Consider the following 26,423-nt stretch of genomic DNA (forward strand, 5'->3'; position numbering starts at 1 on the left):
ACGCGGTCCCGTGTCTGCGCCGCAGCGTTTCACGCTGCAGCGCGCACGGGATGACACGCTCTCGACGCGTTACTTCGCAGCCTTCAGCGCCTCTTCGGCCTTCGCCTTGGCCTTGGCGTAGTTGTCGCGGGCGAAGCTCGCCCATTGCGCCTCGACCTCGGCCTGGCGGGCGCCCTTTTCCTTGCCGCCGGTGAAGGCGCCGCGCAGCTCTGCGCTCGCGGCCTGCGCCTCCGTCACCGGCATGGCGGCGAGCAGCACGCGGGCCTCCTCGGCCAGCGCCTTGGCCTTGTCGTTCGGCTTCTTGGCGAGCGCCGCATCGACCTCGTGCAGCACCTTGTTGACGCCCTTCAGCGCGTCGAGCTGGAAGGAGATCAGCTGGTCGAACAGCGTGTCGACCACCGCCGTGCGCTGCTCCGACTTGTCGACGTCGAAGCCGATCATCTTCTGGAAGCGCGGATCGGTGAAGGGGTTCGGATAGTCGGCGCCGGCCTTGGCATAGACGGCCGGATTGACCGGCAGGCGGCGGATGCCGGGCTCGAGCAGCACTTCCTGGCCGGTCGGCGAGAGCAGGAACTCGATGAAGGCCTCGGCCGCGGCCTTGTTCGGCGGGTTGGCGATGATGCCGACATTGGCCGGCACCACCGTCGTCACGCTCGGATAGACGAACTTGACCGGGAAGCCCGAGGCCTGGGCCGAGAAGGCGAAGAAGTCGATGACGATGCCGACGCCCACTTGGCCCGAATTGACCTGCTCGGGCACGCCGAAGGAGCGCTCGTTGATCGAGCGGAAATTGCCGGCCATCTCCTTGATGGTGCGCCAGCCCTTGTCCCAGCCTTCGCCCTGCAGGATCGTCTCGATCGTCAGGTGCGTGGTGCCCGAGCGCGAGGGCGCCGCGATCGCGACATGGTCGTAGAAGACCGGCTTGGCGAGGTCCTGCCATTCCTTGGGCTCGGGCAGCTTGTTGGCCTTGGCATAGCGGTCGTTCCACATGATGCCGTAGCCCGAGGCCGCGAAGCCGAAATAGAAGCCCTGCGGATCGTTGATCGGATAGGAGCCGATCTTCTCTGGGATGCCGGTCGCCTTGGGCTTGTAGGCGGTGAGCAGCTTCTTGCCCTTCAGCACTTCGAAGGCGTCGGGCGCCGAAGCCCAGAACAGATCGACCTGGTTGTTCGCCTTGGTCTCTTCGACATATTTCACGCCGGCATTGGTGTTGCGGTTCTGCACTTCGAGCGTGACGCCCGGAACCGCCTTCTCGAAGGCCTTCTTGATGGGATCGGTGACGTCCTTGGAAAAGGAGGTCACCACCGTGACCTTACCGGCCGGCGCCTGCGCCAGCGCGATGGTCATAAACGAGGCGCTCAACGACAGGCCGAGGCTGGCCGCGAGCGCGGTTCTACGATTGAGCATGGCTTCCTCCCGAAGCGAATTTTGTGGTCGACGTCGAGGTCGATGCCATCGTCTTCAGCAACGGCGATGCCAAGTGGCGGAAGCGTTGATTTCCTTGCGGAATTCGGGAGGAGGGGTCTTCACGTACCCAATTTCGGGGGCATGGCGGTAACCAGCCAATATCCCCGATGGGTCATTGCGGTAACATCGCCGCTCAGTCCGCGAGCGCCGCTGCACCGCTCAGGCCATAGCGGCGCATCTTGAGATAGAGCGTCTTGCGGGTGATGCCGAGCGCTGCGGCGGTGACGCCGATGCGGCCGTTATGGCGCTTCAGCGCGGCGCCGATCCCCTCCGCCTCGGCGATGGCGACCAGCTCCTCCAGCGTGCGCTCCGCACCATCGGCTGCCGCGGCACCCGCGTCCGCATCCTCGAAATCCTCGTCCATGCCGAGCAGGCTGCGCTCAGCCGCGTTGCGCAATTCGCGGACATTGCCCGGCCAGTCCTGCCGCGTCAGCCTTTGCAGCAGGTCGCGCCCGAGCGGGGGAGCGGAGCGGCCGACGCGCGCGGCGGCAAGCGCGAGGAAGTGCTGGAACAGCAATGGAATGTCCTCGCGCCGGTCGCGCAGGGGCGGCAGGCGCAGGGTCACGACGTTCAGCCGGTAGACCAGGTCCTCGCGGAAGCCGCCGGCCTTGGCGAGCGCGGCGAGATCGGTCTTGGTCGCGGCGACGATGCGGATATCGACCGCGATCTCCTTGTTGGAGCCGAGGCGCTCGATCCGCCGCTCCTGCAGCGCGCGCAGCAGGCGCACCTGCGCCGCCATCGGCATCGACTCGATCTCGTCCAGGAAGAGCGTGCCGCCGCTGGCATGCTCGATCTTGCCGATCCGCCGCTCGCGCGCCCCGGTGAAGGCGCCGGCCTCGTGGCCGAACAACTCGCTCTCGATCATCGTCTCGGGGATCGCCCCGCAATTCACTGCGACGAAGCGCCCGGTGCGGCGATTGCCGAGATCGTGCAGCGCGCGCGCCGCGACCTCCTTGCCGGTCCCGGTCTCGCCGAAGAGCAGCACGTCGGTATCGGCATCGGCGAGCAGGGCGAGCCGGCTGCGCAGCCGCAGGACGGCCGGCGAATGCCCGACGACGCGGGCCGCCCACGGGTCTTCGGAATGCGCGCCGGCCTTGAGCGAGCGGTTCTCGATGATCAGCCGGCGGTATTCGCTGGCGCGCCGGATCGTCTCGATCAGGCGGACGGGGTCGGCCGGCTTTTCGACGAAGTCCCAGGCGCCTTCGCGGATCGCCTTCACCGCCATGGGAACATCGGCATGGCCGGTGATCAGCACGACCGGGATTTCCGCATCGATCGCGGTCACGGCCGAAAGCAGGCCGAAGCCGTCGCGGCCGGGCATGCGGACATCGCTGACCAGCACGACCGATGCATCGCGACCGAGCTCGGCCAGCGCCGCATCTCCGGAGCGCTTGGCCACGACCGCGAAACCTTCGAGTTCCAGCGTCAGCCGCCAGGCTTCGAGCACCTCGGCATCGTCATCGACGAGGACGACCTTGGGAGCGCTCATGCGTCGATTTCCAGCGGGGCCATGACGTGGGCTGTCGTCCCTTCGAGGGTGATCAGGAAGCGGGTGCCGGCGGGGCCGGTCTCGGCAACGGCAAGCGTGCCGCCGAGATCCTTGATGATGTTGTAGGACAGCGAGAGGCCGAGGCCGAGCCCGGAGCCGACCGGCTTGGTCGTGAAGAACGGGTCGAAGATGCGCTCCAGATGCGCCCGGTCGATGCCGGGGCCGCTATCGGCGACCCAGATCTCGACCTCGTGGCCGCTCCGGCGCGCACCGACCGCGATTGCGGCACCCTCCATGCCGGCGACGGCATCGAGCGCATTGGCGATGAGATTGACCAGCACCTGCTCCAGCCGGATCTCCTCGGCATGGACATGCATGCGCCCGGCCGGCAGCTCTTGCTTGAGCGTCACGCGCTCGGCCTCCAGACGCGGCCCGAACAGCGAAAGCGCGGTTTCGATGGTGTCGCCGACCGAGACCGGGGTCAGCACCACGCCGGGCTTGCGGGCGAAGCGCCTGAGATGCGCGATCAGGTCGGCCGCGCGTGTCGTCAGTGCCTGGATGCGGCCGATCGCCTTCCGCGCCTCCTCGGGGCGCCCCCGTTCCAGCAGCAAGGCGCCGTTATGGGCATGGGAGCGGATCGCGGCGAGCGGCTGGTTGAGTTCGTGGCTCAAGCCCGCCGCCATCTGCCCGAGCGCGGCGAGCTTGGCGGCCTGGATCAGGTCGTCGCGCGTCTGCCGGAAGACGGCGAGCGCGCGGGTGAGGTCGCCGAGCTCGTCATTGCCCGCCTTCGGCAGCAACGCCGAGGACTGGCCGCTGGCAATGCTGGTCGCGGCCTCGGTCAGGATGCGCAGGCGCGCCACCAGATGGCGCCGGACATAGAACCAGCCGATCAGCAGCGCCCCCAATAGCGAAGCCGCCGCGATGGCGAGCAGCAGGTTGCGGCCGAGCCGGATCGCCTCGGCCGAGCGCTCGGCGGCCTCCTTCGCCACGGCTTCCGTGCGCTGCACCTCCTGAGAAACCAGCGCTCCGAGTTCGGTGACGAGGCGGCGGCTCTCCGAGATCAGTCGCTGCGCATCGGCCAGTGCCGCAAGCTCGGAACGCTTGAGGCTGGGCAGGCCGGTCGCCGTATCGGCGAGCCCGATCAGGCGCTGCGTGATCTGCCGGACCGTGATCGTGTCGGGCCAGCCGGCCAGCGCTTTGGCCTCGACCTCGAGCTGGTCGACCGCCTCGCCGATGACGTGGCCGGTCTGCTCCATGTCCTCGCGGGTCTGGACCGTGCCGAGCCGCCCGAACAGGCCGACGATCAGGTTGGCCTGGGCGTTGAGCGTCATCAGCGCTTCGCTCTTGCGGGTCTCCTCGCGGATCGTGTTCGGCTTGCCCGACGAAGCCTCGCTGCCGATCTGGCCGAGAGCCGTGTCGATGTTGAAACGAGCATCGTCGGTCAGCGGCTCGATCTCGTCGATGAGATCGGCCTGGAGCCAGCGCAATTCCTCGCTGACGCCGCGGATGCGCTCGGCCAGCGTGAAGCGGCGCCCCGAGACATCGTCGATGGCGTTGAGGTTGCGGCGGATCTCGGCCGCAACGGCTGTCAGCTGCGGCGCGTCGAAACCGCTGCCGGCCCGTTCGGACAGAACCTTGTCGAGCTCGCTCAAGCGCTCTCCGACCCCGCGCCGGCCGCGATCGTAGGTGTCGCGCCGCTCGGCATTGGCGAGTTCCGGCATGCCGGCGATGACGCGGGCGCTGGCTTCGGCCAGCCGCGCGGCGGAGGCGAGGCCCGGCAGGTGCTCGCGGGCGATCGCCGCCAGCTCCTTGCTCAATCGCTCATAGGAGATCACGCCGACGATGCCGGCGCCGACCGCGAAGAGCCCGACGCCGAGGAAGGCCGCGATCAATCGGCCGCCGATGCCGAAGCGGCGCCTGGGCAGGGCGGGCGTCATGGCCGCACCCCGTTCGGATTGTCCTCGCGCCAGCCCAAGGCTGCCAACCGCTCGGCCGCCTGTTGCAGGTTGTCGCTCGCTTCAGCCGCGCGGGTGATGATCGCATTCCTGATATCGGCCTCGATTCGCGCCTGTTCTTCGGGCACGGGCAGGCCGCGGGGCACGCGGACGAGGTTCTGGAACCGCCCGGGCTCTCCAAGCTCCGCAGCGGAGACCGGCGGTTGCGTCAGCGCCGCACGCGCCTGTGTCAGCAGCCTGGCGGCCAGCTCATCCGGGCGGCCGAGCAGCGCCGCTTCCATCGCCTGCAGATTGCGCCAGAGGCGTGCATGCTCGGCGCGGCGGAAGGTGATCCACTCGTCGAAGATCAGGTTGACCAGCTCGTAGCGCCCCGCCGAAAGCCCGGCATCGAAACCCGTCCGGTTGAAGATGCCTTCGGTCTCCGAGAGATACGGTGGCGTCTCGTCCGACCCATAGGCCGAGGGTGAGACGGCTAGGCGCCCGATCCGCGGCTCGCGCAGCATCTTTTGCCCTGCCGGTGAGAGCACGAAATCGATGAAGAGCTCGGCCTCCTTGGGGTTGGGCGAGGTGGCGAGCCTTGCGATGCTGGCCGGCGCGAACAGCGTCTCGCCCGGCAGCACGAAACGGTTTCCTTCGCCTTCGCCCGTCCTGGCCTCCGTCAGGAAATCGATGGAGATGCCGATGCCGAAGCGGCCGCGGGCGACGCCGGCTGTCACGCCGAAGCTGCGCGCCGTGATCGTCGCGAGATTGCCGCCGATCGCGGACCACAAGGCCCAGCCGCGTTCCCAGCCGAGCGATTGCAGGAGCGCCTCGACCATCAGATGCGTCGTGCCGGAGCGGGCGGGCGAAGTCAGGCCGATATGGCCGGCATAGACGGGTGCGGCGAGGTCGGCCCAGTTGCGCGGCACCGGCAGGCCGCGTGCCGCCAGATAGGACGGATTGTAGACCAGCCCGTAGCCCGAGACGGCGAAGCCGAGATAGCGATGGTCGGGATCGTTGACCGGGTAGCCGGCGATGGTCTCCGGCGCGCCGGTCTTGCGCGGCTGTAAGGGGGCCAGCAGGTTCGCGCGCTTCAGCAATTCGAAGGCATCGGGCGCCGAGGCCCAGAAAAGGTCGGCCTCCGGCCGCTTCTGCGCGCGGATATCGACGACGGCCGCCGTGGTCTTGCGCTGCACGACCTCCACGGCGATGTCGGGATGCCTGTTGCGGAAGGCGCTGCGGAACGGTTCGAAGAAGGACGGCGGGAAAGACGTGATGATCTGGACGCGCCGCCCCTCGGCCATGCCGATGCCTGGCCAGCCGAAGGTCAGCGCGGCGAGGAGGATAAGCCTGATCTTGACGGTGCAACGCCCCATGAAACCGTCATAGAGCCGGCTCGCCGGTCCGGCTAGGCTCGCCGGGTCTTCATGGCAGACGGTGAGGCGACCCCGCTGTCGCCGATTGTGCCCCTGGGCAGGTCGTGCCACAGTTCGGCCTCATTTGCCGAGGGGTTCCTCATGAGCAGCACATCGACCGGCGGATTTGCCGCCGCACCGGGACAGTTTCGCGTCGGCTCGGTGATGAACAAGACTTTCGCCATTCTGGGGCGCCGGTTCGGCAAGTTCGCCCTGCTGGCCCTCTTGCCGATGGTGCCGGTCCTGCTGGTGACCTTGGCGATGCTCACATCGAGCCCGCCTTCGGCATCATCGTTCGGCGCGGCCATTGCTGCGATTCTGTTCGGGCTCCTGACCTTCGTGCTCCAGATTCTGGCGCAGGCGACCAGCCTCTACGGCGCCTTCCAGGAGATGCGGCAGAAGCCCTTCACGATCGGCGATTCCCTGCGGATCGGGCTTGCCCGTACGGTCCCCGTCATCGGCGTCGGCATCCTGATCGCCCTCGCGATGATGCTCGGCTTCCTGCTGCTCGTCGTGCCCGGGATCATCCTCGGCTGCATGCTCTATGTCGCCATCCCCGCCTGCGTCATCGAGAAGCTGGGCGTGACCGCGAGCATGAGCCGCAGCGTCGCGCTGACCAAGGGCTATCGCTGGCAGATCTTCGGACTCTTCCTGCTCGTCATCGTCGTCTCGGCGGTGGGCGCGTTCGCGTTCACCCTCATCGGAGGCAATGGCCTGATCGGGCAGATCCTGGCCTTCGGCTGGCAGGTGGTGTCGACCGCCTTCGCCGCCGTGCAATCGGCCGTGATCTATCACGACCTGCGCATGGCCAAGGAAGGCATCGACCTCGACACGCTGGCGAACGTCTTCGACTGATCGAGACACGGCCGCGCCGGTCCTTCACGGGCCGGTGGCGGCAGGCTCGTTCTTGTCGGCGCGATAGCGCCCGAACTGCTGCTCGCGTTCGAGATGCGCCCGCTCGGCCGTGTAGAAGGCCTTGAGGAAATCGAGCGTCTCGGCCGGCGGCACCTCCTCCTCCCAGCCGATCTTGCGGCGGATCTTGTCGCAGACCTGCCGCTGCATCGTATGCGTGTCGGGTGAGGGCGGGCGGCGCAGCAACTCCTCCAGAACCTGCAATTCGAAGGCGCCATAGGCGTCGAGCTGCTTGCGGCTGAAGACGAAGCGGCTCTGCGCCTCCGCCAGTTCGGCCAGCAGCGCCCGGCGCGGCACCGAGATCACCATGGTCCCAGCGATCAGGTCGCCGGCGCGCAGATGGTCGCGGTTGAAGAAGGGCAGGGCCGAGAGCGCCACCGCCCAGCCGAAATAGCTCGCCGCCGTCCAGAACTCGGCGCCGGCGCCGATCTTGGGCACGGCGAAGAACAGCCCGAGCGGCAGGAAGATCTCGACTTCGCGCGTCAGGTTGCGGGCGACGATCGCGCCGGGCAGGAGCGGGCCGCCGCTGCGGTCGATCACCTTGAGATTGACGATGCGCTTGCCGGGCGTCGCACCCTGGCTCTGCAGCTCGAAATGGATGAAGTAGAGGTTCCGGAGCAGGAAGGACAGGAACAGCACGACCGTGACCGTCACCGAGCCGGTGACCCCGTGCAGCAGGGTCAGGCCGAGCACGAGGAAGAGCAGGACGGTCGCCAGCATCCAGAACAGGAAATCGATCAGGAAGGCGACGAGCCGCTCGCCATGGTTGGCGATGTCGACCTCCAGCGTCACGCCTTCCGGCGTGGTGATCTCGCGCCGGTTGCGGGTGATGCCGTCGAGCAGACGGTTGATGCGGTCAAGTCGCTGGGCCATGGCGTCCGCGCTTCCCGGCCAAGAGGAAATAGGCCATCCACAGAGCGCCGGTGGCACCGCCGATCGCGAAGCGCCAGGGCGTCGAGGCGATGAGCTGGCGCAGGCCCCCCTCGATGATCCCGGCGACGAAGAGCATCAGCACGGCCCCGCCCGCGAGCCCGGCCGCTGCCTTGCCGGCCATGGCGAGGCTGTCGAGGCGGCTGTAGCGGCCGGGGAACAGGATCTTCTCGGCGATCACGAGCCCGCCCGCCCCGCACAGGATCAGCGCGCCGATCTCGGTCACGCCATGGATCGAGATCCAGCCGATGAAATCGATGAGCAGGCCGCGATTGTAGTGCAGCGCCAGGAAGGCGCCGAGCACGACGCCCTGATAGCCGAGCAGCAGGAGCGTCGGCACGCCGCCGAACACGCCGAGCCCGAAGGTCATGATCCCGATCGTCGCGTTGTGGCGGAACAGGAAATTGGCGAAGACCACGAAGGAATCGACGAAGCCCGGCCATGGCGCGAAGATCTCGGTCCGGCGCAGCTGCTCGGCCGTGCTCGCCGGCCCCCGCCCGCCGGCCATGGCCTCGGGAACGAGCATGCGGAACCAGGCCTCGTCCGGCAGCACCATCAGGTAGCCGATGGCGATGCCGGCGGCGATGGCGAGGCTCGCCAGCAGGATATGCCAGCCCGCCCCGCGGACGGCGGCGGGAAAACCGCGCTTCAGGAAGCCGCTGAGGGCTTCGAGAACGCCGATGCGCGGGCCGTAGACGACGAAGAAGGCGCGCAGCACCAAGCCCTCGAGATAGAGGATGAGGTTGCGGTCGAGCGCGATCGAGCGGGCGACGGACAGCGACGATGCGGCCGTGCGGTAGAGCAGGGGCAGGTCCTGCAACTCCCCGGCGGAGAGGCGCGACAGGCCCTTCTTCTCGACGCGCGAGACGAGATCGTCCAGCACGCGCCAGGCAGTCTCGCGGTTGCGGCGGAACTCGGCGCTGCGCAGCGTGACGGTCGCGACCGGGGCCGGGGGCACGGCCAAGGAGCTGTTCGGTTCTATAGCAGCCCCCTCTGCTTGATCGTGAGGTAGCGGTTGACGAGGCCGACGGCGAGGCCGCGCGGTGGGATCTCCAGGCAATGCACGCCCATCCGGGCCAGCCGCTCCAGCACGACGGCGCGCTCGCGCTGCAGGTCGCGCGCGACGACCGCCTCGGCGACCGGGCGGAAGCTTGCGGGCTCGGCATCGACGATATCGGCCAGCAACGGATCGCGCAGCGTGACGAAGATCACGGCATGGCGATTGGCCATGCGTTGCAGGCTTTCCAGCAGAAGCGCCGCCGTCGTCGTGTCGATGAACTCGGTGAACAGCACGACCAGCGCCCGGCGTTTCAATCGTGCATTCAACTCCGCGAGGCCGAGCGTGAAATTGGTCTCCTCGGCCCGGTAGCCGAGCTGGCTCGACGCGTTCTGGAGCCGGGCGAAGGCGCTTCGGCCGGGCGAGGGTGGGACATATTGCCGGATGCGCGCATCGAAGCCGAAGGAGCCGACATGGTCGCCGCTGCGCAGCGCGACCCAGCCCAGCAGCAGCCCGGCATGGATCGCATGGTCGAGCCGCGGCAGGCCGTCGATCGGCTCGGCCATCAGGTAGCCGGTGTCGAAGGCGAGCACGATCTGGTGGTTGCGCTCGATCCGGAATTCCTTCGACAGCAGCTTGAGATGCTTGGCCGAGTGCTTCCAGTCGATGAAGCGGTTGTCGAGCCCCTGGACATGGTCGCGCAACGACTCGAATTCGGTGCCCTCGCCCTTCTGGCGCTGGACCTTGATGCCCTCGACCGCATCGCGGCTGAAGAACTGCACGGCGGCCGAGGCGATGCCGCGGATATCCGGCACGACGTCGATCGCCAGGGCCTGCGGCCGTCGCTGGCTCCGTCCGGCGAGGCCGAGCGGACCGCGCCAGCGCAGCCAGAGCGCTTCGATCGTGATCTGCCCGCGCCGCAGCGGCCGGATCGGCAGCGTGACCGAGCCCACGGCTCCCGGCGGGACATCGAGCCGGGCAGGCTCGGGCGGCGCGGCGTCACCGCTCTGCTCCGGCAGGACCTGGATCGATACCGCGCGTGAGGCGCCTTCGATGGCGGCGCTCACGGTCAGGTGCCCTTCGCTGCCGACATATAACCGCGGTGGCGCATCGACCGTGAGCGAAAGCCGCGACGGCCGGGCACAGAGCAGGGCATCGAGCCCGATCAGGGCCAGCACGAACAGGCCGAGATCTAGCGCGATCGGCCAGAGTGTCTGGTCATGGATCAGCAGGCCGATGGCGACCGGCACGGTCGCCCCGAAGAGCAGGACGGCGCGCGGGGTCGGCCTGATCATCGCGGCACGGCAACCTGATCGATCAATTCGAGGATCACCGTTTCGGCGAGGAGCCCGTCGATCTCGGCATTGGGCGCGAGCACGATCCGGTGGCGCAGCAGGGGCAGGGCGATGCCCTTGACGTCGTCGGGGATGACGAAGTCGCGCCCTTGCGTCGCCGCACGCGCCCGGCTGGCCGAGGCCAGCATCGTCGCGGCGCGCGGCGAGGCGCCGGTCTCGATCGCGGAGTGGCTGCGCGTCGCGCGGATCAGGTCGACGATATAGCCGACCAGCGGCTCGCCGAGAGCGATCCCGCCGACCAGCGCGCGCGCCGCCAGCAGATCCTGCTCCGACACCACGGAAGCGAGGCCGAATTCCGCGAGCTTCGGCATGGCGGCGCGATGCCCATGGCGCGCGACGATGGCGAATTCCTCCTCGCGGCTGGGATAGGCGAGGTTGATCTTGAACAGGAAGCGGTCGAGCTGCGCCTCGGGCAGCGGATAGGTGCCCTGCTGCTCGATCGGGTTCTGCGTCGCCACCACCATGAAGGCCTCACCCAGCGGATGGGTCGTGCCGTCGATGGTGACGTTGCGCTCGTTCATCGCCTGCAGCAGCGCGGCCTGCGTCTTCGGCGGCGTGCGGTTGATCTCGTCGGCGAGCAGGATGTCGGTGAAGATCGGCCCGCGCGTCAGGTTGAAGCTGCTGGTGCGGAAATCGAAGAGATTGGTGCCGAGCAGATCGCCCGGCATCATGTCCGGCGTGAACTGGATGCGCCCGAAGCGCAGCGACAGCCCGGCCGCGAAGGATTGCGCCAGCAGCGTCTTGGCCGTGCCGGGCACGCCTTCCAGCAGCACATGCCCGCCGCAGAGCAGGCTGACGAGCATCAGGTCGACGACCTCGTCCTGGCCGACGACGGCCTTGCGGATCTCGCCCCGGAGACCTTCAGTGATCGTCGAGACGTCGCGGAGTTCCATGCGGCAGGTCCTTGCGCCAGTGATGGAGGGCCTGCGCCGCGGCGAGCAGCGAGGCAAGATTGCGGGAGTCGGCGGCGGGGCTGTCGCCCAGCCCCGAGAGGGGTTTCGGATCGATGCCGCGAGCTTCGGAAGCTTTCGCGAGCCATGCGGTGAGCGCCGCCCCCTCGAGCCCGGCGGGAGCGCGCAACGCCCGGCCTGCGTCCTGGAGCGTCATCGCGATATAGCGCTGCAGGATCGCAGCATGGTGGCCTGCATAGTCGATGAGCGCCGCGGCATTGCCGATCAGCGCATGCCGGCCGGCATCGAGCCGGCGCGGTGCCGGCAGCGGCGCGCCAAAGCGCCCCATCGCCGCCCAGAGCAGCAGCGCGACCGCAGCCAGGATCTGGATGAGCACGAGGTTGAGCGGGAAATCGTTGAGGAATTTCAGCAGGTTCGGCGGAGATCTTTTGAAGCCGTGGATGGTCTCGTCGAAGACCAGCGTGCGGTTCCTGCCGTCTGCCAGCGCTGCGACCACGTCGCGTACGAAGGCGGCGTTCGCACCCTTGCCGAGGCCGTGGTTCTCGATCGGGTCGGGATCGGCCAGCACGAGCGTGCGGCGATTGCCCTGCCGCAACTCGCCGAGCAGGATGCCGTCCGGCGTCGAGATCAGCGGCGTGAGATTGGAGCCCTTGATCAGCTGCAGCTCGCCCTGCACGGTCGGGTCTGGCGCTGCGATCGTCTTCTGGTAGGAGGTCGGCGGCTTGGTGCGGATGATATCGCCGCCGCTGACCGCCGCGCCCAGCGCCGACTGGACGCGCAGCACTGGGGCGAGTTCCGCCTGGCCGATCCAGTCCTTGCGCCGCTCCCCTGGTTTCACGGTCCATTTCGGCAGGACGAGCAGGATTCGGCCTGCGGTCGAGAGCTTGTTGCGGTTCTCGTCGCTCGCCAGGCTTCCCGTCGGTTCCGCCAGGATCAGAACGCCGTTCTCGCTGACGGCCTCCAATGGCCGGTCCTCGGCACGCAGCGTCCGGTAGTCGAGGCCACGCAGCAGGTCGTGAAAGGCGAGATGGCCGACGGCGGAGCTGGAATAGCTGTTGGCGCCGAAGGCGAGCCCGGCCGCCTCGCGTCCCCCCATTCCTGTCAGCAGCAGCGATGCCGCAAAGAGCGCGCAGAGCGCCGCGGCGAGCGCTGCAACGACACGCGGCTGGAAGGTCATTCCGCCCATCAGGCCGCGCCCGTCGCCAGCGAGCGCCTGAGCGTCTCGAACTCCTGCCGGCAGCCGAGATAGTCTTCCCGCGCGGCCGGCCGCCCACCGAAATAGGTCTGCTCGACCGATTGCACGATGGCGCCGAGCGCGCCGGTCCCCGCCTGCGGCAGGGAGACCTTGCGCAGGATCTCGCGGCTGGTCAGCGAGACCGCGAAGCTGGTGCCCAGCCGCAAGCGGATCTCGGCGAGGCTCTTGAGCAGCAGCACATGCATGGCCTCGCCATAGTGTCCGCGGCTGGCGAGGTCGTCCGCCTCGACCTGCGCTTCCTCCATCCGGGCGGAAGCGTCGGAAAAGCCGGCAGGGACATCCGCCGCCTTGATCCGGCGCGAGCGACTGAAGGCCGGCAGGCTGTCGCGCAGCGACCAGATCGTCACGGCCACGCCGAGAATGACGGCGCCCCAGAGCAGGATGCGCCCGGTATCGGCCGAGATGTCGAATTTCAGCCAGTCGAGCCAGCTTGCCGCCTTCGGTTCAGGCGTGGGCATCTGCGTCTGGATGTCGTGGCGACGAATGGCCTGCCTGACGATCTCGCCCGCATCCGTCGCAGCCTGCGCCACGCCGTCGAGGGCGGCGGAGAATGCAACGAGTAGGACAGGCAGTCGCTTCACAACCTTCGAATCCGTAGGCGGCCGAAGGCCACTATGGCGAAGAAATCGACTGCGCCATAGCCGGAGAATGCGCGGGCGGCATGCCGGCCCCGAACGGGGCCGCTGGCGCCTTATGCCGCGCCGGCGGCCTTCGACTGATGCTGCCGCGCGATCAGGTTGAGCGCGTTCAGCGTCACCTGGGCCGCGAGCAACGCCGACATGCCGCCGACGTCATGCGGCGGGCTGACCGTGTTGATGTTGACGCCGACGAGATTGAGCCCGGCGCAGGCTTCCAGCACCGCTAGGCCCTCGCGCGATGTCGCCCCGCCCCAGGTCGGCGTGCAGACGCCCGGCGCGACCGAGGGGTCGAAGAAATCCATGTCGTAGGAGAGATAGACCGGCCGGTCGCCGATATGGGCGCGAATCTCGGCGAAGACCTTGGCGATGCCGCGCTCCAGCAATTCGGCGAGCGGGATCACGTTGTAGCCGAGACTGCGCCCGTATTCGCCGACGCCGGGCAGCATCGTCGTGCCGCGCATGCCGACCTGGTAGGAGCGGGTCGCGTCGACCAGTCCTTCCTCGGCGGCGCGGCCGAAGGCGGTCGCGGTATTGTAGCCCTCGATCGGATAGGCGTCGGTATGGGCGTCGATATGGACGGTGACGAGATCGGGATAGACCCGGTGCAGCGCCCGCATTTCCGGCAGCGCGATCGCCCCGTCGCCGCCGAGCGTCACCGCAACGGCCCGCGTCTCGGCGATGGCGCCGACCGCGGCTTCGATCGCGACATAGGAGGCTTCGAGATCGCCGGGGCTGACCTTGGCATCGCCGACATCGACGACGCCGAGCGCCTCCAGCGGGTTGATGCCGTTGACGAAGTCGAAGGCGCGCAGCAGCAGCGACTGCTCGCGGATCGAGGACGGCCCGAGCCGCGAGCCGACACGCTGCGGATGCGTGCCGCAATCGAAGGGCAGGCCGAGGACCACCGCCTTGGCGTCGCCGATCTCGGTGCGGTGCGGGACGCCCATGAAGGTCTGGGCGAGCGAAAACGGCGCCGTTGTCATCGATAGTCCTGTGTCTTGGTCGGAGAGGCAGGGGCGGGCGGCGCAGTGCCGCCCGTCAGGGGTGGGCTCAGGACGCGATCGCGTCCATGTAGCGGGCGAGGATCGTGGCGTAGTGCTGCGCGTACCACTCGTTGTCGACGGCGACCTGTCGCGCGAAATTCTCCGGCGAGCCGCAGTCCAGCGCCTTCATCTCGGCCGGCACCATCGCGGCGGCGGCTGGATTGACCGGGCCGTTGCCGACGCGCTTGAACAATTCGACCTGGCTCTTCGGGTCCTGCGCCGACGCGATGAACTTCCAGGCACCGGCCTTGGCCGGGTTGCCCTTCGGCACGATCCAGGCGCCGGGGAACAGGATGCCGTCCTCGAAGGTGAACTTGATGTGGTCACCGACCTCCTTGGCGAGCAGCATCGAGCGCGTGTGCCAGAGATTGCCCATCACGACCTCCTGGTTGCGGAAGAGCTGCTGGCTCTCCGCGCCGGTGGTCCAGAAGATCGTGTGCTGCTTGATCTCCTTGATCTTGGCGAGCGCCCGGTCGACATCGATCGGGTAGATCTTGTCGCGGCTGACGCCGTCGGCGAGCAGCGCCGCCTCCAGCATGCCCTCGATATTGTTGCGCAGCGTGCGCTTGCCCGGGAATTCCTTGACGTTCCAGAAATCCTTCCAGTTCTTCGGCGCCGGTCCCTTCAGGGCCTTGGCGTCGTAGGTCAGCACGAAGGAATAGAGATAGGCGCCGACGCCCCAGTCCGAGCGATGCGCGGCGCGCACCTTGTCCTGGGACACGATCGACCAGTCGACCTTCTCCAGCAGGCTCTGGCGGCCGAGCTCGATCGAGGCCGGGACCGTGCGGTCGCAGACGTCCCAGGTCACGGCGCCGCTCTCGACCATCGCCTTGATCTTGCCGGAGCTCGGCCCCGAGCCGTTGATCAGCGCCTTGGCGCCGGGATTGGCGGCGTTGAAGGGCTGGACCCAGATCGCGTCATAGGCCGGCACGGCATCGCCGCCCCAGTTGACGACGACGATCTCGCCGGTCTGGGCATGGGCCGGCGTCAGCCGCAGGCCGGCCGGGATCGCACCCAGCATCGCCAGCGCCTGCAGGAAGCGACGGCGATGCACGCGCTTGCCCTCGGTCTGCACACGCAGGATCGCGAGGCAGTCGTCACGGAACTCCTGATGCTCTCTGGTCATGCTGGTCTCCCCTTTGTTGTCAGGCTTTTGCGGCGCCGCCGCGCAGTGTCGAGATCGCGACGGCAGCGAAGGTCAGGACGATCATCACCGTGCCGAGCGCGGCGATGGCCGGGTCGATATTGTCGGCGAGCCCCTCCCAGATCCGGCGCGGCAGGGTGGTGACCGCCCGGCTGGTGACGAAGAGCGCGACGATGGTCTCGTCCCAGGAGGTGATGAAGGCGAAGGCGGCCCCGGCGACGATGCCGGCCTTGATCTGCGGCAGCACGACCCAGCCCATCGCCTGCCGCGGATTGGCGCCGAGGCTGCGCGCCGCCTGCTCCAGTCGCGGATCGACATTGGCGAGCGTACCCGCGACGGTGAGCACGACGAAGGGAAGCCCCTTCATCGCGTGGATCAGGATCAGCCCGAGATAGGTGTCGAGCAGGCCGAGCGTCGCCCATGCCCGGTAGAAGGCGACCGCATGCACGATCGGCGGCACGATGATCGGCGCCAGCAGCAGCAGGCGCATGCGCCGGGCAAGCGGGGTTCCCAGTCGCCAGCCACCGACCGCGAAGGCGACGCCGAGCACGGTCGCGAGCACAGTGGCGCCGATGCCGACGACGAGGCTGTCGACGATGCTCTTGGTCCAGCGCCCGTCGGTCACGAGGCTGTTGTAATGGCGAAACGAGATCGAGGTCGTCGGCAGCGAGAGATAGCGCTCCGGCGTCAGCGAGATCGGGATGATGACGAGGATCGGCAGCAGCAGGAACGAGGCCGCGAGCCATGCGACGATCCGGTTGAGCGAAAGCCCGTTTGAGTTCGAGGGGACGCTGAGCGCTGCCATGGCTATTTCCTCAGCGCCTGTTCGACATCCATGAAGCGGCTGAGCCACATCACGAGGAGCAGCACGGCGCTCAGCAGCACGGTCGCCAGCATCGCCGCCAGCCCCCAGCGCAGCGTCTCGGAAATCTGCACGCTGATGAACTCGGCCACCATGATCGTGCGCCCGCCGCCGAGGATGGCCGGGGTGATGTAGAAGCCGAGCGAGAAGATCATCACGATCACGCCCGCGCCGATCAGGCCGGGCAGGCTCAGCGGCAGGAAGACCCAGCGGAAGGCCTGCCCCGGCGTCGCGCCGAGCGCGCGCGCCGCCGGCACCAGCCGGTCGTCGATGCCGCGCAGGCTCGTGTAGAGCGGCAGGATCGCATAGGGCAGCATGTAGTGGGTCATGCCGATGATCACGCCGAGTTCGTTGCGCACGAGGCTGAGCGGGCTCTCGATCAGCCCGGTCGAGATCAGGACCGAATTGACCACCCCCTTCGATTGCAGCAGCGCGACCCAGGCGAAGGCGCGGATCAGGGCGCTGATCCAGAAGCTCGCGACGACGATTCCGAGCAGGATCTGGCGCTCGCGCGGCCCGCATTGCAGCAGGGCATAGGCGACGACATAGCCGATCCCCAGCGCCAGCACCGTGGTGATCGCGCCGATGCGCACGGTCGTCCAGAGCACGCGCTGCACGGCGCCGTTTTGGGCGAGCTCGGCATAGTTGGCGAGGCCGGGCTTGGGCACGGTGAAGCTCAGCACCAGCACGTTGAGCACCGGCACGAGGTAGAACAGCGCCAGGAAGAGGCAAGGCGCCAGCAGCATCAGCCAGTAGAGCCGCTCGTTTCCGCCGGTGCCGGTGGCTGCCGTCGCGCTCACGGCGAGGCCTCGTTGCCGCGCACCAGGATGGCTGCATCAGGCGCCCAGGAGGCGACGATTTCCTCGCCCTCCGCGAAGCCGCGCTGCCCGGCCGGAACAGTCGCCAGCAGCGTCTCGCCATCAGCCAGCCGGACCTCGACCTCGACGGAGGAGCCGAGATAGGTGATGTCGCCGACCCTGCCGCGCACCGCGCAAGGCGCAGCCTCGGTGCCAGCCGTTGGCGCGGCCAGCCTGACCTTCTCCGGCCGGAGCGCCGCGACGGCAGCGTCGCCGGTGCGCGTTGCGATGCCGTTCCCGGCCGCCGTCGCGGCAAAGCCGGGCATATGGATCTCGACCTGCCCGCCGCTGGCCGAGGCGACCTTGCCGCGCAGGAAATTGCTCTTGCCGAGGAAGCCCGCGACGAACTCGGTGGCCGGGCGCTCGTAGAGCTCGGCCGGCGGGGCGATCTGGAGGATGCGGCCGCGATCGAGGATGACGATGCGGTCCGACATCGTCAGCGCCTCCTCCTGATCATGCGTGACATAGATGAAGGTCGAGCCGACCTCGCGGTGGATCGAGCGGAACTCGGTCTGGAATTCCTTGCGCAGCGCCTTGTCGAGCGCGCTCAGCGGCTCGTCGAGCAGGAGCAGCTCCGGCGAAAAAACGAGCGAACGGGCAAGCGCGACGCGCTGCTGCTGTCCGCCCGATAGCTGGCGGGGATAGCGATGGGCGAAGGCCTGCAGCTTCGCCATTTCCAGCGCGGCCATGATCTTCGGCCGGGCGGCGTCGCCGGTGATGCCGCGCGCCCTCAGGGGGAAGGCGACATTGTCGTAGACGGTGAGATGCGGGAACAGCGCATAGCCCTGGAAGACCACGCCGAAATTGCGCCGCTCGGGCGGCAGCCCGGTCACATCGCGGCCGTCAAGCAGCATGCGCCCGCTGCTGGGCGCGACGAAGCCGGCGATGCTCATCAGGATCGTCGTCTTGCCCGAGCCGGAGGGGCCGAGCAGCGTGATGAACTCGCCGGCCTTGATCGTCAGATCGGTCGGTTCGAGCGCGACGAAATCGCCATAACGCTTTTCGACCTTGTCGAGGACAAGCGAGTTCTTCACCGATGCGGTCCCGTTCCCATGCCGTTCAGGCTTGGGTCCATGGTCCCGTTTTCGCCGCTTACGTCAAAAACGAAATGAGCTAAAAGGTATAAATCTGGGTTATATCTTTTGAGCGGAACAGAGCTTGGATACGCGGCATCTGGAGGCCTTTCGTGCCGTCATCGAGACCGGCTCGATGAGCGCTGCGGCGACCCTGCTGGCGAAGTCGCAGCCGGCGATCAGCAACCTGATCACGCGGCTGGAGGACGAGCTCGGCGTCTCCCTGTTCGAGCGCAAGAAGGGCAGGCTGCAGGTCACGCCCGAGGCGACGCTGTTCTATGAGGAGGCGCGGCGCACGCTCGGCGTGCTCGAGCGCACCCGGCAGGTCGCGCGCGACCTCAAGGGCTTGCGCTCCGGAACGCTCTCGCTGGCGAGCCAGCCCGGTCTCGCCACCTATGCCTTGCCGCCGATCATCGCCCGGCTCCTGAAGCGCTGGCCGGATGGAACGGTGCGCTTCATCACCCGCTCATCGCCGACGGTGCGCGATCTCGGCCGGATCGAGGCCTTCGATATCGGCTTCGCCGAGCATCCGATCGAAAGCCCGGCCTCGGTCATCGAGACGATCGAGGTGCCCTGCGTCTGCATGCTGCCGGCCGACCATCCGCTGGCGGCCGAGTCGGTCATCACGCCGGCCCATCTCGACGACGCGCCCTTCATCTCGCTCTATGCGGATCACTTCCTGCATGAGGCGATCGAACGCGCCTTCGCCGAGCATTCGGCGCGGCTGCGGATGGCCGTGCATGTCGAGTTCTTCGGCACGGCCTGCGCCCTGGTGATGGAGGGCGTCGGCGTGACGATCGTCGACGTCGTCACCAGCCTGCATTTCCGGAAGGTCGGGCTGGTGGCGCGGCCCTTCACGCCGCGCCTGTCCTATCGCTACGCGATGTTCCAGCCGGCGCCGCGGCCGCTCTCGCGCATCGCCCGCGAATTCGTGGAGGCCTTCCGCGAGCACAATGCCGCGCTGATCCGCGAGCACAGCCCCTACAAGGATTGAAGCCGGCGAGGATGTCCCCGCCGGCTCCGAAATGTCAGTTCAGGCTGGCGCGCTTCATGAAGGCGCCGCCCTTCATGATGACAGGGATATGCTTGCCCTGGCGGGTCAGCAACGAGAGATCCTTCAGCGGGTCGCCGTCGACGACGATCAGGTCGGCATGGGCGCCGGCCGAGACCGTGCCGATCAGGCCTTCCATCTTCAGGAGCTTCGCCGCGACATGGGTCGCGGAGGCGATGACCTCATGCGCCGGCAGGGCGCGGCCACGGATCACGAACTCTTCCGACTGGTACTTGTGCATCTCGCCGAGCAGGTCGCTGCCATAGGCCATGGTCAGGCCGGCCTTCTTCATGATGGCGAGCGATTCCATGCCGGCCGAGCGGACGACATCGACCTTGGCGACCGAATCCGGCGGGAAGCCGAGCTTCGGCCCGTCCGAGACCAGCTTGTCATAGGTAACCAGCGTCGGCACCGCGACCGCGCCCTTGGAGGCGGCGAGCTTCGCCGTCTCGGCCTGGATCAGGTTGCAATGCTCCAGCGAGTGCACGCCGGCCTCGACGCAGCGGCGGATGGCATCGTCGGTATAGACATGGGCCGAGACATAGGTGCCGGCCATCCGGGCTTCCTCGACCACGGCCTCCAGCTCGCTCACCGAGAAGCCGAGGAAATGGATCGGGTCGGTCGGCGAGGCGCAGCCGCCATTGGCCATGATCTTGATGAAGTCGGCCCCGCCCTTCAGCTCCTCGCGCGCGGCGCGGCGGACCTGGTCGACGCCGTCGCAGATGCGGCCGAGTGCGCCCAGGCGATGGCGCTCGATCACGCTCGGGCGGTCGTCATAGCGGCCGCGGAAATCGGCATGGCCGCCGGTCTGGCTCAGCGCCTTGCCGGAGATAACGAGGCGCGGCGTCGGGAAATCGCCTTCCTCGGTGGCCTGCTTCAGGCCGAAATCGGCGCCGCCGACATCGCGCACCGTGGTGAAGCCGCGCATCAGCATGGCCCGCATGATCCCGAAGGAGCGGGCGGTGACCAGCGAATCCGGCAGGCGGGAATTCGCGCCGAGATCGGCGACGCCGGCGACGACATGGACATGGGCGTCGATCAGGCCGGGCATCAAGGTCTTGCCCTTGAGATCAATGACTTTGGCCTTGGCCGAGGTCACGGATTTGCCGACCTCGCGGATGGTGCCGCCTTCGACGAGGACGCTGACGGGTGCGCCGGCCTCCGGCGCCGAGCCGTCGACGATGCGGGCATTGGTGAAGAGGGTGGAAGCCACGGGCATGTTCCTTCGGTCAGGATGCGTCGGGGAAACGGGATCAGGCGGCCTTGTTGGCGGCGCGCGCAGCGAGGAAGGCGGGCACCAGCAGCGGCGCCAGCCGCTCGACCGGCGCGACATGCTCTTCGCGATAGTGGTGCTCAGGCGCGAGCAGGTTGATCGTGCCGACGACCTTGCCGTCATAGATCGCGGGGATGTTGATGACCGAGCCGAGCCCCATGCTCTCGATCAGTTCATGGTCGAAGAAGGCCCAGCGGATGCCGGCCTTGTCCTTGCCGAGATAGGGCTGACGGCCGTCCAGCACATGCTTGCCCCAGGGCGTCGGGCCCATCGTCTTGCGGCCGGAGATCGGATACTCGTCCGGCCGGTTGGAATAGATGCGCGCGACCTCCTGCCCGTCGACATAGAGCAACGTGAACAGCTCATGGCCGACGAGGCGGCGGGTGATGTCCTCGAAGGCCTTGAACACCGTGTCGGGCTGGCCGGGCTCCCTGATGAGGGCGGAGAGGGTGGCGAGATCGTCGGACATGGGCAGGCCTTCGGTTTAGGCAGCGGCCGGAGGAACCGGCGCCTTCGGGATGCGCTCGGGCAGGATGCCCTGCGGCTTGAGATGCAGGACGAGGATGAGGGCGACGCCGATCAGCATTTCGCGTAGCGCGGCGAGCTGGACCGGCTGGAGGCCCGGCACCCATTCGGTGACGAAGCGGGTCGCCTCCAGGAAGATCACGACGAGATAGGCGCCGAGCACGGCTCCGCTCGGCCGCCCAACGCCGCCGGCCGTGACGGCGAGGAAGATGTAGATCGTGATCAGCGGCTGGAAATGGTCCGGCGATATGTAGGACTGGAAATGGGCGTAGAGCGCGCCCGCCAGCGCGGCGATCGCAGCCGAAAGCGCGAAGGCCTGCAGCTTGAAGCGCAGCACCGGCTTACCGGCGAAGCTGGCGAGCTGCTGGTCCTCGCGGATCGCCTTCAAGGCGCGGCCATAGGGCGAGGCGTCGAGCCGACGCAGCAGCGCCCAGACGATCACAAGCACCAGCGTGGCGAGGCCGAGATAGAAATAGGCGAAATTCTGCGTGCCGAGCTCGGCCTTGAGCGGCGCCTTGATGCCGGAAATGCCGTCCGAGCCGTTGGTCAGCCAGCGCTCGTTGAGCGCGACGAGGCGGATGACCTCCGCAAAGCCGAGTGTGACGATGGCGAGATAGTCGTCGCGCAGGCGCAAGGTCGCGAAGGTGACGACGAGGCCGACCGCCGCGCCGACAAGAAGCGCCGCGCCCCAGCCGATCAGCACGGGCGCGCCGGCCCCCGTGGCCAGCGCCGAGGCATAGGCGCCGACCGCGAAGAAGCCGGCCAGGCCGAGATTGACGAGGCCGGCGCTGCCCCAGATCAGGTTCAGGCTCAGCGCGAGCAGGCCGTAGATGGCGCAGAGCGTCAGGGTGAAGATCAGATAGGACAGCATCAGGCGGCCCTTTCCCCGAGGAGGCCGCGTGGGCGGAAGGTGAGCATCAAGAGGATCGCGACGAAGCCGACGCCGGTGCGGTAGGTCGCGGGCACGACGAGCAATGCCAGCTCCTCGGCGATCCCCAGCATCAGCGCGCCGGCGACCGCGCCGGGAATCGAGCCGAGCCCGCCGAGCACGGCGGCGGCGAAGACCGAGAGCAGCACGCGGTAGCCGGTCAGCGGATCGATCGAGGTGTCCAATCCGATCAGCACGCCGCCGACGCCGGTCAGCCCCGCGCCCAAAAAGAGCGTGACGATCGCGATCTTGGCGGGATCGATGCCCTTGAGCCGGGCGAGGTCGGGATTGTCGGCGACGGCGCGCATCGCCTTGCCGAAGCGGGTATAGCGCAGGAACAGAAACATCGCCGCCATGATCAAGACGGCGAGCAGCAGACTTTGGAGCTGCTGCGGGCCGATGCGCAGGTCGCCGAAGCGCATGTCGCGCGCGATCGGCAGGTCGTAGCCGCGCATCTCGTTGCCGAAGATGAAGCGGACGATGTTTTCCAGCACCAGATTGAGCGCGATCGAAGCGATGGCCACGATCAGCGCGCCGTTGTTGCGCAGGCGCTTCAGCGAGGTCTCCTCGGCGACGACGCCAATGAGGCCCGTCACCGTGAAGGCGACGAGGAGCGCGGCCGGTATCGGTAGCCCCATCGCGACATTCGCCCACCAGGCGGCGAACGCGCCGATGGTGGCATAGGCCGCGATCGCGAAGTTCGGATAGCGCAGCACCGCGAAGATGGCGGAGAAGCCGATGGCCGGGACGGCGATCAGCGTCCCGGTCATCACCCCGTTGATGAGCGCCTGCGACAACTGGCTCACGCGATCTTCACCAGCGTCAGCTTGCCGCCCTGCACCTGCTCGTAGCGGAACTGGCAATCGGCGATGTCGCCGGTCTCGGTGAAGTCGCAGGGGCCGCTGGCGCCGTCATAATCGACCGCCTGCTTGGCAGCGATCGCCTTGAGCCCGTCGACGGCGTTGTCGACCTTCGCGCCGCCGGGCCCCTGGCTGACCTTGCGCACGGCGTCCTTGATCGCGGTGCCCGATGCATCGCCGGCCAGCGCGATGGCCATCAGGACGAGATTGATCTGGTCGTAGATCTGGGTGGTGTACGGATCGGGCGAGGCGCCGCCGATCATCTTGACCAGTCGCGCATAGGCCTTGGAGCCTTCGGCCGGCGAGGGCGCGAGGGTGAAGGTCTTGTCGACCACCTCGGCCGGCACGCTCTCGACCAGCTTCTGGTTGACCGCATAGCCGAAGGCGACCTTCAGCCCGCCATAGCCGGCGCGATAGGCGTCCTTGAGCATGACGGCGGTGTCCGGCGTGTAGCCGCCGAAGATGATCGCGTCGGGCTTGAAGCGCAGCACCTCGTCGATCTCGCTGCGATAGGCCGGCTTCTTGTCGTCATAGATCAGCGAGCCGGTCTCGCCGCCGGCCTTCTTCACGGCCTCGGTGATGTTGTCGAACTGGCTCTTGGCGAAGGGCGTCTGCGGCGAGAGGAAGAAGACGCGCTTGGCCTTCTCGGCGACGCAGAACTCGCCGAACTTGCGGCCCTGCAGCGTCGTGTTCGGCTGTGTGCGGATCAGGTAGCCCTGATGCGGCAGCTGGGTGATCGAATCGGCACCCGAGACGGTGGCGAGGAAAGTCTTCGATTCCCAGCACAGCGGCGCGACGGCGGTCGTGACCGAGGAAGCCCAGGTGCCGAGGATGGCGGAGACCTTGTCGACATCGATCAGCTTGCGGGCGGCGCGCACGCCGGCTTCCGGGTTGGTCTGGTCGTCTTCCGAGATCAGCTCGACCTTGCGGCCGAGCACGCCGCCGGCGGCATTGACCTCGTCGACGACGGCCTTCACCGCCTTGACCATGACCGGGCCATAGGGGCCGCCGGCGCCGGTCAGCGGCGTCAGCGTGCCGATCCTGATCGGCGCGCCCTGGGCAAGCGCCCGGCCGGGCAGGGCGGAGAGGCCGGCAAGCGCAGCGACGCCTGCCAGAAGGGTGCGGCGGTCGGTCGTGAACTCGGTCATGCTATTCCCCTGTTGTCTTGTTGGTTTGCTGTCGTTTCGGTGTCGTCTTAGCCGCCGAGGAAGAGGCGGCGGATTTCGGGATCGGTGGCAAGCGCGGGGCCCGCGCCCTCCCGGCTGTTGCGGCCGGAGACCAACACATAGCCGCGCGTCGAGATCTGCAGCGCTTCGAGCGCGTGCTGCTCGACCATCAGGATCGGCAGGCCGCCCTTGTTGAGCGCGACGATCGCGTCGAACAACTCGTCGGCGGCCTTGGGCGAAAGCCCCGCCGTCGGCTCGTCGAGCAGGAGCAGGGCAGGGGCGTTCATCAGCCCCATCGCCATGGCAAGGATCTGGCGTTGGCCGCCCGAGAGCGTGCGCGCCAGCGCCTTGCGCTTCTCCGCCAGCATCGGATAGCGCGCATACATCTCTTCGCTACGCTCCCCGACCTTCCCCGGCTCCTGGAAGCCGCTGATCTCCAGATTCTCGGCGACCGTCATCGCGCCGAAGACGTTGCGCTCCTGCGGTACGAAGCCGATGCCGGCCTTGGCCCGGCCGAGCGCGTTCTCGCGGGTGACGTCGCCGCCCTTGAGCTTGATCGTGCCGTCGCGCGCCTGGACCAGCCCGGCGATGGTCTTGAGCAGCGTCGACTTGCCGGCGCCGTTCGGGCCGATGATCGAGACGATCTCGCCGGGCGCGACTGTGAGCGAAGTGCCCTTCAGGATCTGCTCGGCCGCGCCATAGCCGGCGACGACGCCGTCGACGGCGAGGAGTTCGCCCTGTGCCGCGCTCAATGCCGCCTCCCGAGATAGGCTTCCTGCACGCGGGTGTCGGCGGCGACCTCGTCGAACGTGCCCTGTGTCAGCGTCTTGCCCTCGGCCATGACGATGACCGGCGCGCAGAGCTTCCTGATCAGCCCCATGTCGTGCTCGATCAGGCAGATCGTCAGCCCATCGCGGTTGAGCGCGACGAGATGCTCGGCGATCTGCTCGGTCAGGCTCGGATTGACGCCGGCCATCGGCTCGTCGAGCAGCAGGATCTTGGGCTCCGCCATCAGCGCCCGGCCGATCTCGACCAGCTTCTTCTGGCCCCCGGAGAGCGCGGTGACAGGGTTGTCGAGCACATGGTCGAGCTTCAATCGGCGGGCGATGCCGAAGGCGCGCTCGGACAATTCCGCCTCGCGCCGTTTCGCCCCGCTCGTGCCGATCAGCCCGGCGAGCAGTCCCTCGCCCGGCTGGTCGGCGCCATAGAGCATCAAATGCTGGAAGACGCTGAGCTTGGGAAAGCCGCGCGCGAGCTGGAAGGAGCGGACGAGTCCCGCCGCGACCAGCTTCTCCGGCGGCATCCCGGCCGTCTCGGTCGCGCCGAGCCGGACCGAGCCGGCCTGCGGCCGGTAGAGCCCGGAGACCGCGTTGAACAGGGTCGATTTGCCGGCGCCGTTCGGCCCGATCAATCCCGTGAAGGAGCCCTTCGGCACCGCGAAATCGACGCCGCGCAGCACCTGCACGCCGTAGAAGCCGAGCTTCAGGCCCTGGATGGTCAGTGCTGCCGTCATGCCGTCGCCGTCTTGCGCGCGCCGGGGGCGGCGGCCGGTTTCATCGGGAAATGCTGCCGCACCTGCTGCTTCCAGAACCGCTGCATACCTTCGTAATAGGCGGGGTCGTTGGGGCGCAGCACGGTCTGGCTGATCATGCCCCGGAACAGGCACATCGTCGCGTTCATCACGATGCGGGTATGGTCGGGATCGGTGCCGGCGCGGGCCGCGAGCGCGGTCCAGATCGCGTCGAGCCCGGCGTGGAATTCCTTGACCAGCGGGATGAGATCGGCCCGGAAAGCCGGGTTGTGACGGGCCTCCGGCAGGTATTCCATCGTCACATAGAACAGCCGATCGTCCATCATCCGCCAGATGTAGTCGACGATCTCGTCGCTGGAGCCGCCGCGTTCCACGAAATCCTCGGCGAAGCGGTGCAGGTCGCGCGTCGACTTGCCGAGCAGGTCGGCGACCGAGGCGGTGATGATCGCCTCGCGGCCGGCGAAATGATGGGTCAGCGCCCCGCGGGAGACCCCGGCCATCCGGGCGATTTCCGGGGTGGTGGTGCGGGCGAGCCCCTGGTCGTGCAGCAGGTCGATCGTCGCGTTCATCAGCCGCGCGGATGTCTCCGCGCTGCGTTCCTTCTGCGATCGCCGTTTGCCGGTAACTCTCATACGTGGCTCGCTCCCCTGACGATAGGGAAACGGTGCGGCGCAACTTACAAACAGTCAAGCCTGTTTTTGAATCTTTGAAGGAAGCTTTGAAAGCAAGCGACATGAAGGGCGCGAGTCATCCCGGGCTTGACCCGGGATCCATGCCTGAACCCTGACGGCGAGCGCTCCGGCATCG

At 67.9% G+C, this 26,423-nt stretch carries 25 protein-coding genes; 2 read left to right on the forward strand and 23 right to left on the reverse strand.

What is annotated here, in order from left to right; genetic code table 11:
* Positions 1-69 precede the first annotated feature (69 nt).
* The 4 genes from ACFJGT_RS08930 to ACFJGT_RS08945 form a co-directional block, all read right to left on the reverse strand.
* Positions 70-1,407, reverse strand: coding sequence for an ABC transporter substrate-binding protein (locus ACFJGT_RS08930; protein WP_377848012.1), 1,338 nt, complete (start codon positions 1,405-1,407; stop codon positions 70-72).
* Positions 1,408-1,600: 193 nt separating this feature from the next.
* The gene (locus ACFJGT_RS08935; protein WP_377848014.1) at positions 1,601-2,956 is read right to left on the reverse strand and encodes a sigma-54-dependent transcriptional regulator; all 1,356 of its coding nucleotides are present in this window, start codon (positions 2,954-2,956) and stop codon (positions 1,601-1,603) included.
* Entirely contained in the window at positions 2,953-4,893 is a 1,941-nt protein-coding gene (locus ACFJGT_RS08940) for an ATP-binding protein (RefSeq protein ID WP_377848017.1), read from the reverse strand. The genes ACFJGT_RS08935 and ACFJGT_RS08940 overlap by 4 nt, the downstream gene beginning before the upstream one ends.
* Entirely contained in the window at positions 4,890-6,266 is a 1,377-nt protein-coding gene (locus ACFJGT_RS08945) for an ABC transporter substrate-binding protein (protein WP_377848019.1), read from the reverse strand. The genes ACFJGT_RS08940 and ACFJGT_RS08945 overlap by 4 nt, the downstream gene beginning before the upstream one ends.
* 141 nt (positions 6,267-6,407) lie before the next feature.
* On the opposite strand from ACFJGT_RS08945, the gene ACFJGT_RS08950 reads away from it, so the two are divergent.
* A complete protein-coding gene (locus tag ACFJGT_RS08950; RefSeq protein ID WP_377848021.1) occupies positions 6,408-7,160 on the forward strand; it encodes a hypothetical protein in 753 nt (250 codons plus the stop codon).
* Between the two features lie 24 nt (positions 7,161-7,184).
* Here ACFJGT_RS08950 and ACFJGT_RS08955 read toward each other — a convergent pair whose 3' ends face one another.
* From ACFJGT_RS08955 to ACFJGT_RS09005, 11 genes are all read right to left on the reverse strand, one after another.
* Complete coding sequence (locus tag ACFJGT_RS08955) at positions 7,185-8,090, reverse strand: RDD family protein (RefSeq protein ID WP_377848024.1); 906 nt, start codon at positions 8,088-8,090, stop codon at positions 7,185-7,187.
* Positions 8,074-9,105, reverse strand: coding sequence for a stage II sporulation protein M (locus ACFJGT_RS08960; protein ID WP_377848956.1), 1,032 nt, complete (start codon positions 9,103-9,105; stop codon positions 8,074-8,076). Before ACFJGT_RS08960 ends, ACFJGT_RS08955 begins: the two co-directional genes overlap by 17 nt.
* Before the next feature lie 20 nt (positions 9,106-9,125).
* Positions 9,126-10,439: a DUF58 domain-containing protein gene (locus tag ACFJGT_RS08965; RefSeq protein ID WP_377848027.1), complete on the reverse strand. Its 1,314-nt coding sequence runs from the start codon at positions 10,437-10,439 to the stop codon at positions 9,126-9,128.
* The gene (locus ACFJGT_RS08970) at positions 10,436-11,392 is read right to left on the reverse strand and encodes an AAA family ATPase (RefSeq protein ID WP_377848029.1); all 957 of its coding nucleotides are present in this window, start codon (positions 11,390-11,392) and stop codon (positions 10,436-10,438) included. Before ACFJGT_RS08970 ends, ACFJGT_RS08965 begins: the two co-directional genes overlap by 4 nt.
* Complete coding sequence (locus ACFJGT_RS08975; protein WP_377848031.1) at positions 11,361-12,587, reverse strand: DUF4350 domain-containing protein; 1,227 nt, start codon at positions 12,585-12,587, stop codon at positions 11,361-11,363. The genes ACFJGT_RS08970 and ACFJGT_RS08975 overlap by 32 nt, the downstream gene beginning before the upstream one ends.
* 8 nt (positions 12,588-12,595) lie before the next feature.
* Positions 12,596-13,246, reverse strand: coding sequence for a hypothetical protein (locus tag ACFJGT_RS08980; RefSeq protein ID WP_377848034.1), 651 nt, complete (start codon positions 13,244-13,246; stop codon positions 12,596-12,598).
* 110 nt (positions 13,247-13,356) lie between these two features.
* Positions 13,357-14,286, reverse strand: a complete 930-nt coding sequence (locus ACFJGT_RS08985) for an arginase family protein (RefSeq protein ID WP_377848037.1) — start codon at positions 14,284-14,286, stop codon at positions 13,357-13,359.
* 67 nt (positions 14,287-14,353) lie between these two features.
* Positions 14,354-15,472: an ABC transporter substrate-binding protein gene (locus ACFJGT_RS08990; protein WP_377848039.1), complete on the reverse strand. Its 1,119-nt coding sequence runs from the start codon at positions 15,470-15,472 to the stop codon at positions 14,354-14,356.
* Between the two features lie 19 nt (positions 15,473-15,491).
* Positions 15,492-16,295 carry an ABC transporter permease gene (locus ACFJGT_RS08995; RefSeq protein WP_377848042.1) on the reverse strand — a complete coding sequence of 268 codons (804 nt, stop codon included), beginning with the start codon at positions 16,293-16,295 and terminating at the stop codon, positions 15,492-15,494.
* 2 nt (positions 16,296-16,297) lie between these two features.
* Entirely contained in the window at positions 16,298-17,152 is an 855-nt protein-coding gene (locus ACFJGT_RS09000; protein WP_377848044.1) for an ABC transporter permease, read from the reverse strand.
* The gene (locus ACFJGT_RS09005; RefSeq protein ID WP_377848046.1) at positions 17,149-18,243 is read right to left on the reverse strand and encodes an ABC transporter ATP-binding protein; all 1,095 of its coding nucleotides are present in this window, start codon (positions 18,241-18,243) and stop codon (positions 17,149-17,151) included. The genes ACFJGT_RS09000 and ACFJGT_RS09005 overlap by 4 nt, the downstream gene beginning before the upstream one ends.
* 124 nt (positions 18,244-18,367) lie before the next feature.
* Here ACFJGT_RS09005 and ACFJGT_RS09010 point away from each other — a divergent pair, with 124 nt between their 5' ends.
* Positions 18,368-19,276, forward strand: coding sequence for a LysR substrate-binding domain-containing protein (locus ACFJGT_RS09010; protein WP_377848048.1), 909 nt, complete (start codon positions 18,368-18,370; stop codon positions 19,274-19,276).
* A 34-nt stretch (positions 19,277-19,310) separates the two neighbouring features.
* Here ACFJGT_RS09010 and ACFJGT_RS09015 read toward each other — a convergent pair whose 3' ends face one another.
* The 8 genes from ACFJGT_RS09015 to ACFJGT_RS09050 are packed head-to-tail and all read right to left on the reverse strand — an operon-like array spanning position 19,311 to position 26,185.
* Positions 19,311-20,546: an amidohydrolase family protein gene (locus ACFJGT_RS09015; protein WP_377848050.1), complete on the reverse strand. Its 1,236-nt coding sequence runs from the start codon at positions 20,544-20,546 to the stop codon at positions 19,311-19,313.
* A 40-nt stretch (positions 20,547-20,586) separates the two neighbouring features.
* Positions 20,587-21,075 (reverse strand): GAF domain-containing protein, encoded by a 489-nt coding sequence (locus ACFJGT_RS09020; RefSeq protein ID WP_377848052.1) that lies wholly within the window; start codon positions 21,073-21,075, stop codon positions 20,587-20,589.
* 15 nt (positions 21,076-21,090) lie between these two features.
* On the reverse strand, positions 21,091-22,002 hold the full coding sequence (locus ACFJGT_RS09025; protein WP_377848054.1) for a branched-chain amino acid ABC transporter permease: 912 nt from the start codon (positions 22,000-22,002) through the stop codon (positions 21,091-21,093).
* Positions 22,002-22,865: a branched-chain amino acid ABC transporter permease gene (locus ACFJGT_RS09030; protein WP_377848055.1), complete on the reverse strand. Its 864-nt coding sequence runs from the start codon at positions 22,863-22,865 to the stop codon at positions 22,002-22,004. Before ACFJGT_RS09030 ends, ACFJGT_RS09025 begins: the two co-directional genes overlap by 1 nt.
* On the reverse strand, positions 22,862-24,067 hold the full coding sequence (locus ACFJGT_RS09035; RefSeq protein WP_377848057.1) for an ABC transporter substrate-binding protein: 1,206 nt from the start codon (positions 24,065-24,067) through the stop codon (positions 22,862-22,864). The genes ACFJGT_RS09030 and ACFJGT_RS09035 overlap by 4 nt, the downstream gene beginning before the upstream one ends.
* A gap of 47 nt (positions 24,068-24,114) precedes the next feature.
* The gene (locus tag ACFJGT_RS09040; protein ID WP_377848059.1) at positions 24,115-24,837 is read right to left on the reverse strand and encodes an ABC transporter ATP-binding protein; all 723 of its coding nucleotides are present in this window, start codon (positions 24,835-24,837) and stop codon (positions 24,115-24,117) included.
* On the reverse strand, positions 24,834-25,598 hold the full coding sequence (locus tag ACFJGT_RS09045) for an ABC transporter ATP-binding protein (protein ID WP_377848061.1): 765 nt from the start codon (positions 25,596-25,598) through the stop codon (positions 24,834-24,836). Before ACFJGT_RS09045 ends, ACFJGT_RS09040 begins: the two co-directional genes overlap by 4 nt.
* On the reverse strand, positions 25,595-26,185 hold the full coding sequence (locus ACFJGT_RS09050; protein ID WP_377848063.1) for a TetR/AcrR family transcriptional regulator: 591 nt from the start codon (positions 26,183-26,185) through the stop codon (positions 25,595-25,597). Before ACFJGT_RS09050 ends, ACFJGT_RS09045 begins: the two co-directional genes overlap by 4 nt.
* Between the last annotated feature and the right edge of the window lie 238 nt (positions 26,186-26,423).

The sequence above is a fragment of the Allobosea sp. UC22_33 genome (genome assembly GCF_042700715.1).
Lineage (GTDB): Bacteria > Pseudomonadota > Alphaproteobacteria > Rhizobiales > Beijerinckiaceae > Allobosea.

What these genes read in the sequence shown, in the direction of transcription:
- ACFJGT_RS09045 (WP_377848061.1), bottom strand. Translation starts at nt 25,598, where the DNA reads ATGACGGCAGCACTGACCATCCAGGGCCTGAAGCTCGGCTTCTACGGC.
- ACFJGT_RS08995 (WP_377848042.1), bottom strand. Translation starts at nt 16,295, where the DNA reads ATGGCAGCGCTCAGCGTCCCCTCGAACTCAAACGGGCTTTCGCTCAAC.
- ACFJGT_RS08940 (WP_377848017.1), bottom strand. Translation starts at nt 4,893, where the DNA reads ATGACGCCCGCCCTGCCCAGGCGCCGCTTCGGCATCGGCGGCCGATTG.
- ACFJGT_RS08950 (WP_377848021.1), top strand. Translation starts at nt 6,408, where the DNA reads ATGAGCAGCACATCGACCGGCGGATTTGCCGCCGCACCGGGACAGTTT.
- ACFJGT_RS08945 (WP_377848019.1), bottom strand. Translation starts at nt 6,266, where the DNA reads ATGGGGCGTTGCACCGTCAAGATCAGGCTTATCCTCCTCGCCGCGCTG.
- ACFJGT_RS08955 (WP_377848024.1), bottom strand. Translation starts at nt 8,090, where the DNA reads ATGGCCCAGCGACTTGACCGCATCAACCGTCTGCTCGACGGCATCACC.
- ACFJGT_RS09025 (WP_377848054.1), bottom strand. Translation starts at nt 22,002, where the DNA reads ATGCTGTCCTATCTGATCTTCACCCTGACGCTCTGCGCCATCTACGGC.
- ACFJGT_RS08935 (WP_377848014.1), bottom strand. Translation starts at nt 2,956, where the DNA reads ATGAGCGCTCCCAAGGTCGTCCTCGTCGATGACGATGCCGAGGTGCTC.
- ACFJGT_RS08965 (WP_377848027.1), bottom strand. Translation starts at nt 10,439, where the DNA reads ATGATCAGGCCGACCCCGCGCGCCGTCCTGCTCTTCGGGGCGACCGTG.
- ACFJGT_RS08985 (WP_377848037.1), bottom strand. Translation starts at nt 14,286, where the DNA reads ATGACAACGGCGCCGTTTTCGCTCGCCCAGACCTTCATGGGCGTCCCG.
- ACFJGT_RS09050 (WP_377848063.1), bottom strand. Translation starts at nt 26,185, where the DNA reads ATGAACGCGACGATCGACCTGCTGCACGACCAGGGGCTCGCCCGCACC.
- ACFJGT_RS09035 (WP_377848057.1), bottom strand. Translation starts at nt 24,067, where the DNA reads ATGACCGAGTTCACGACCGACCGCCGCACCCTTCTGGCAGGCGTCGCT.
- ACFJGT_RS08975 (WP_377848031.1), bottom strand. Translation starts at nt 12,587, where the DNA reads ATGACCTTCCAGCCGCGTGTCGTTGCAGCGCTCGCCGCGGCGCTCTGC.
- ACFJGT_RS09020 (WP_377848052.1), bottom strand. Translation starts at nt 21,075, where the DNA reads ATGTCCGACGATCTCGCCACCCTCTCCGCCCTCATCAGGGAGCCCGGC.
- ACFJGT_RS08930 (WP_377848012.1), bottom strand. Translation starts at nt 1,407, where the DNA reads ATGCTCAATCGTAGAACCGCGCTCGCGGCCAGCCTCGGCCTGTCGTTG.
- ACFJGT_RS08990 (WP_377848039.1), bottom strand. Translation starts at nt 15,472, where the DNA reads ATGACCAGAGAGCATCAGGAGTTCCGTGACGACTGCCTCGCGATCCTG.
- ACFJGT_RS08970 (WP_377848029.1), bottom strand. Translation starts at nt 11,392, where the DNA reads ATGGAACTCCGCGACGTCTCGACGATCACTGAAGGTCTCCGGGGCGAG.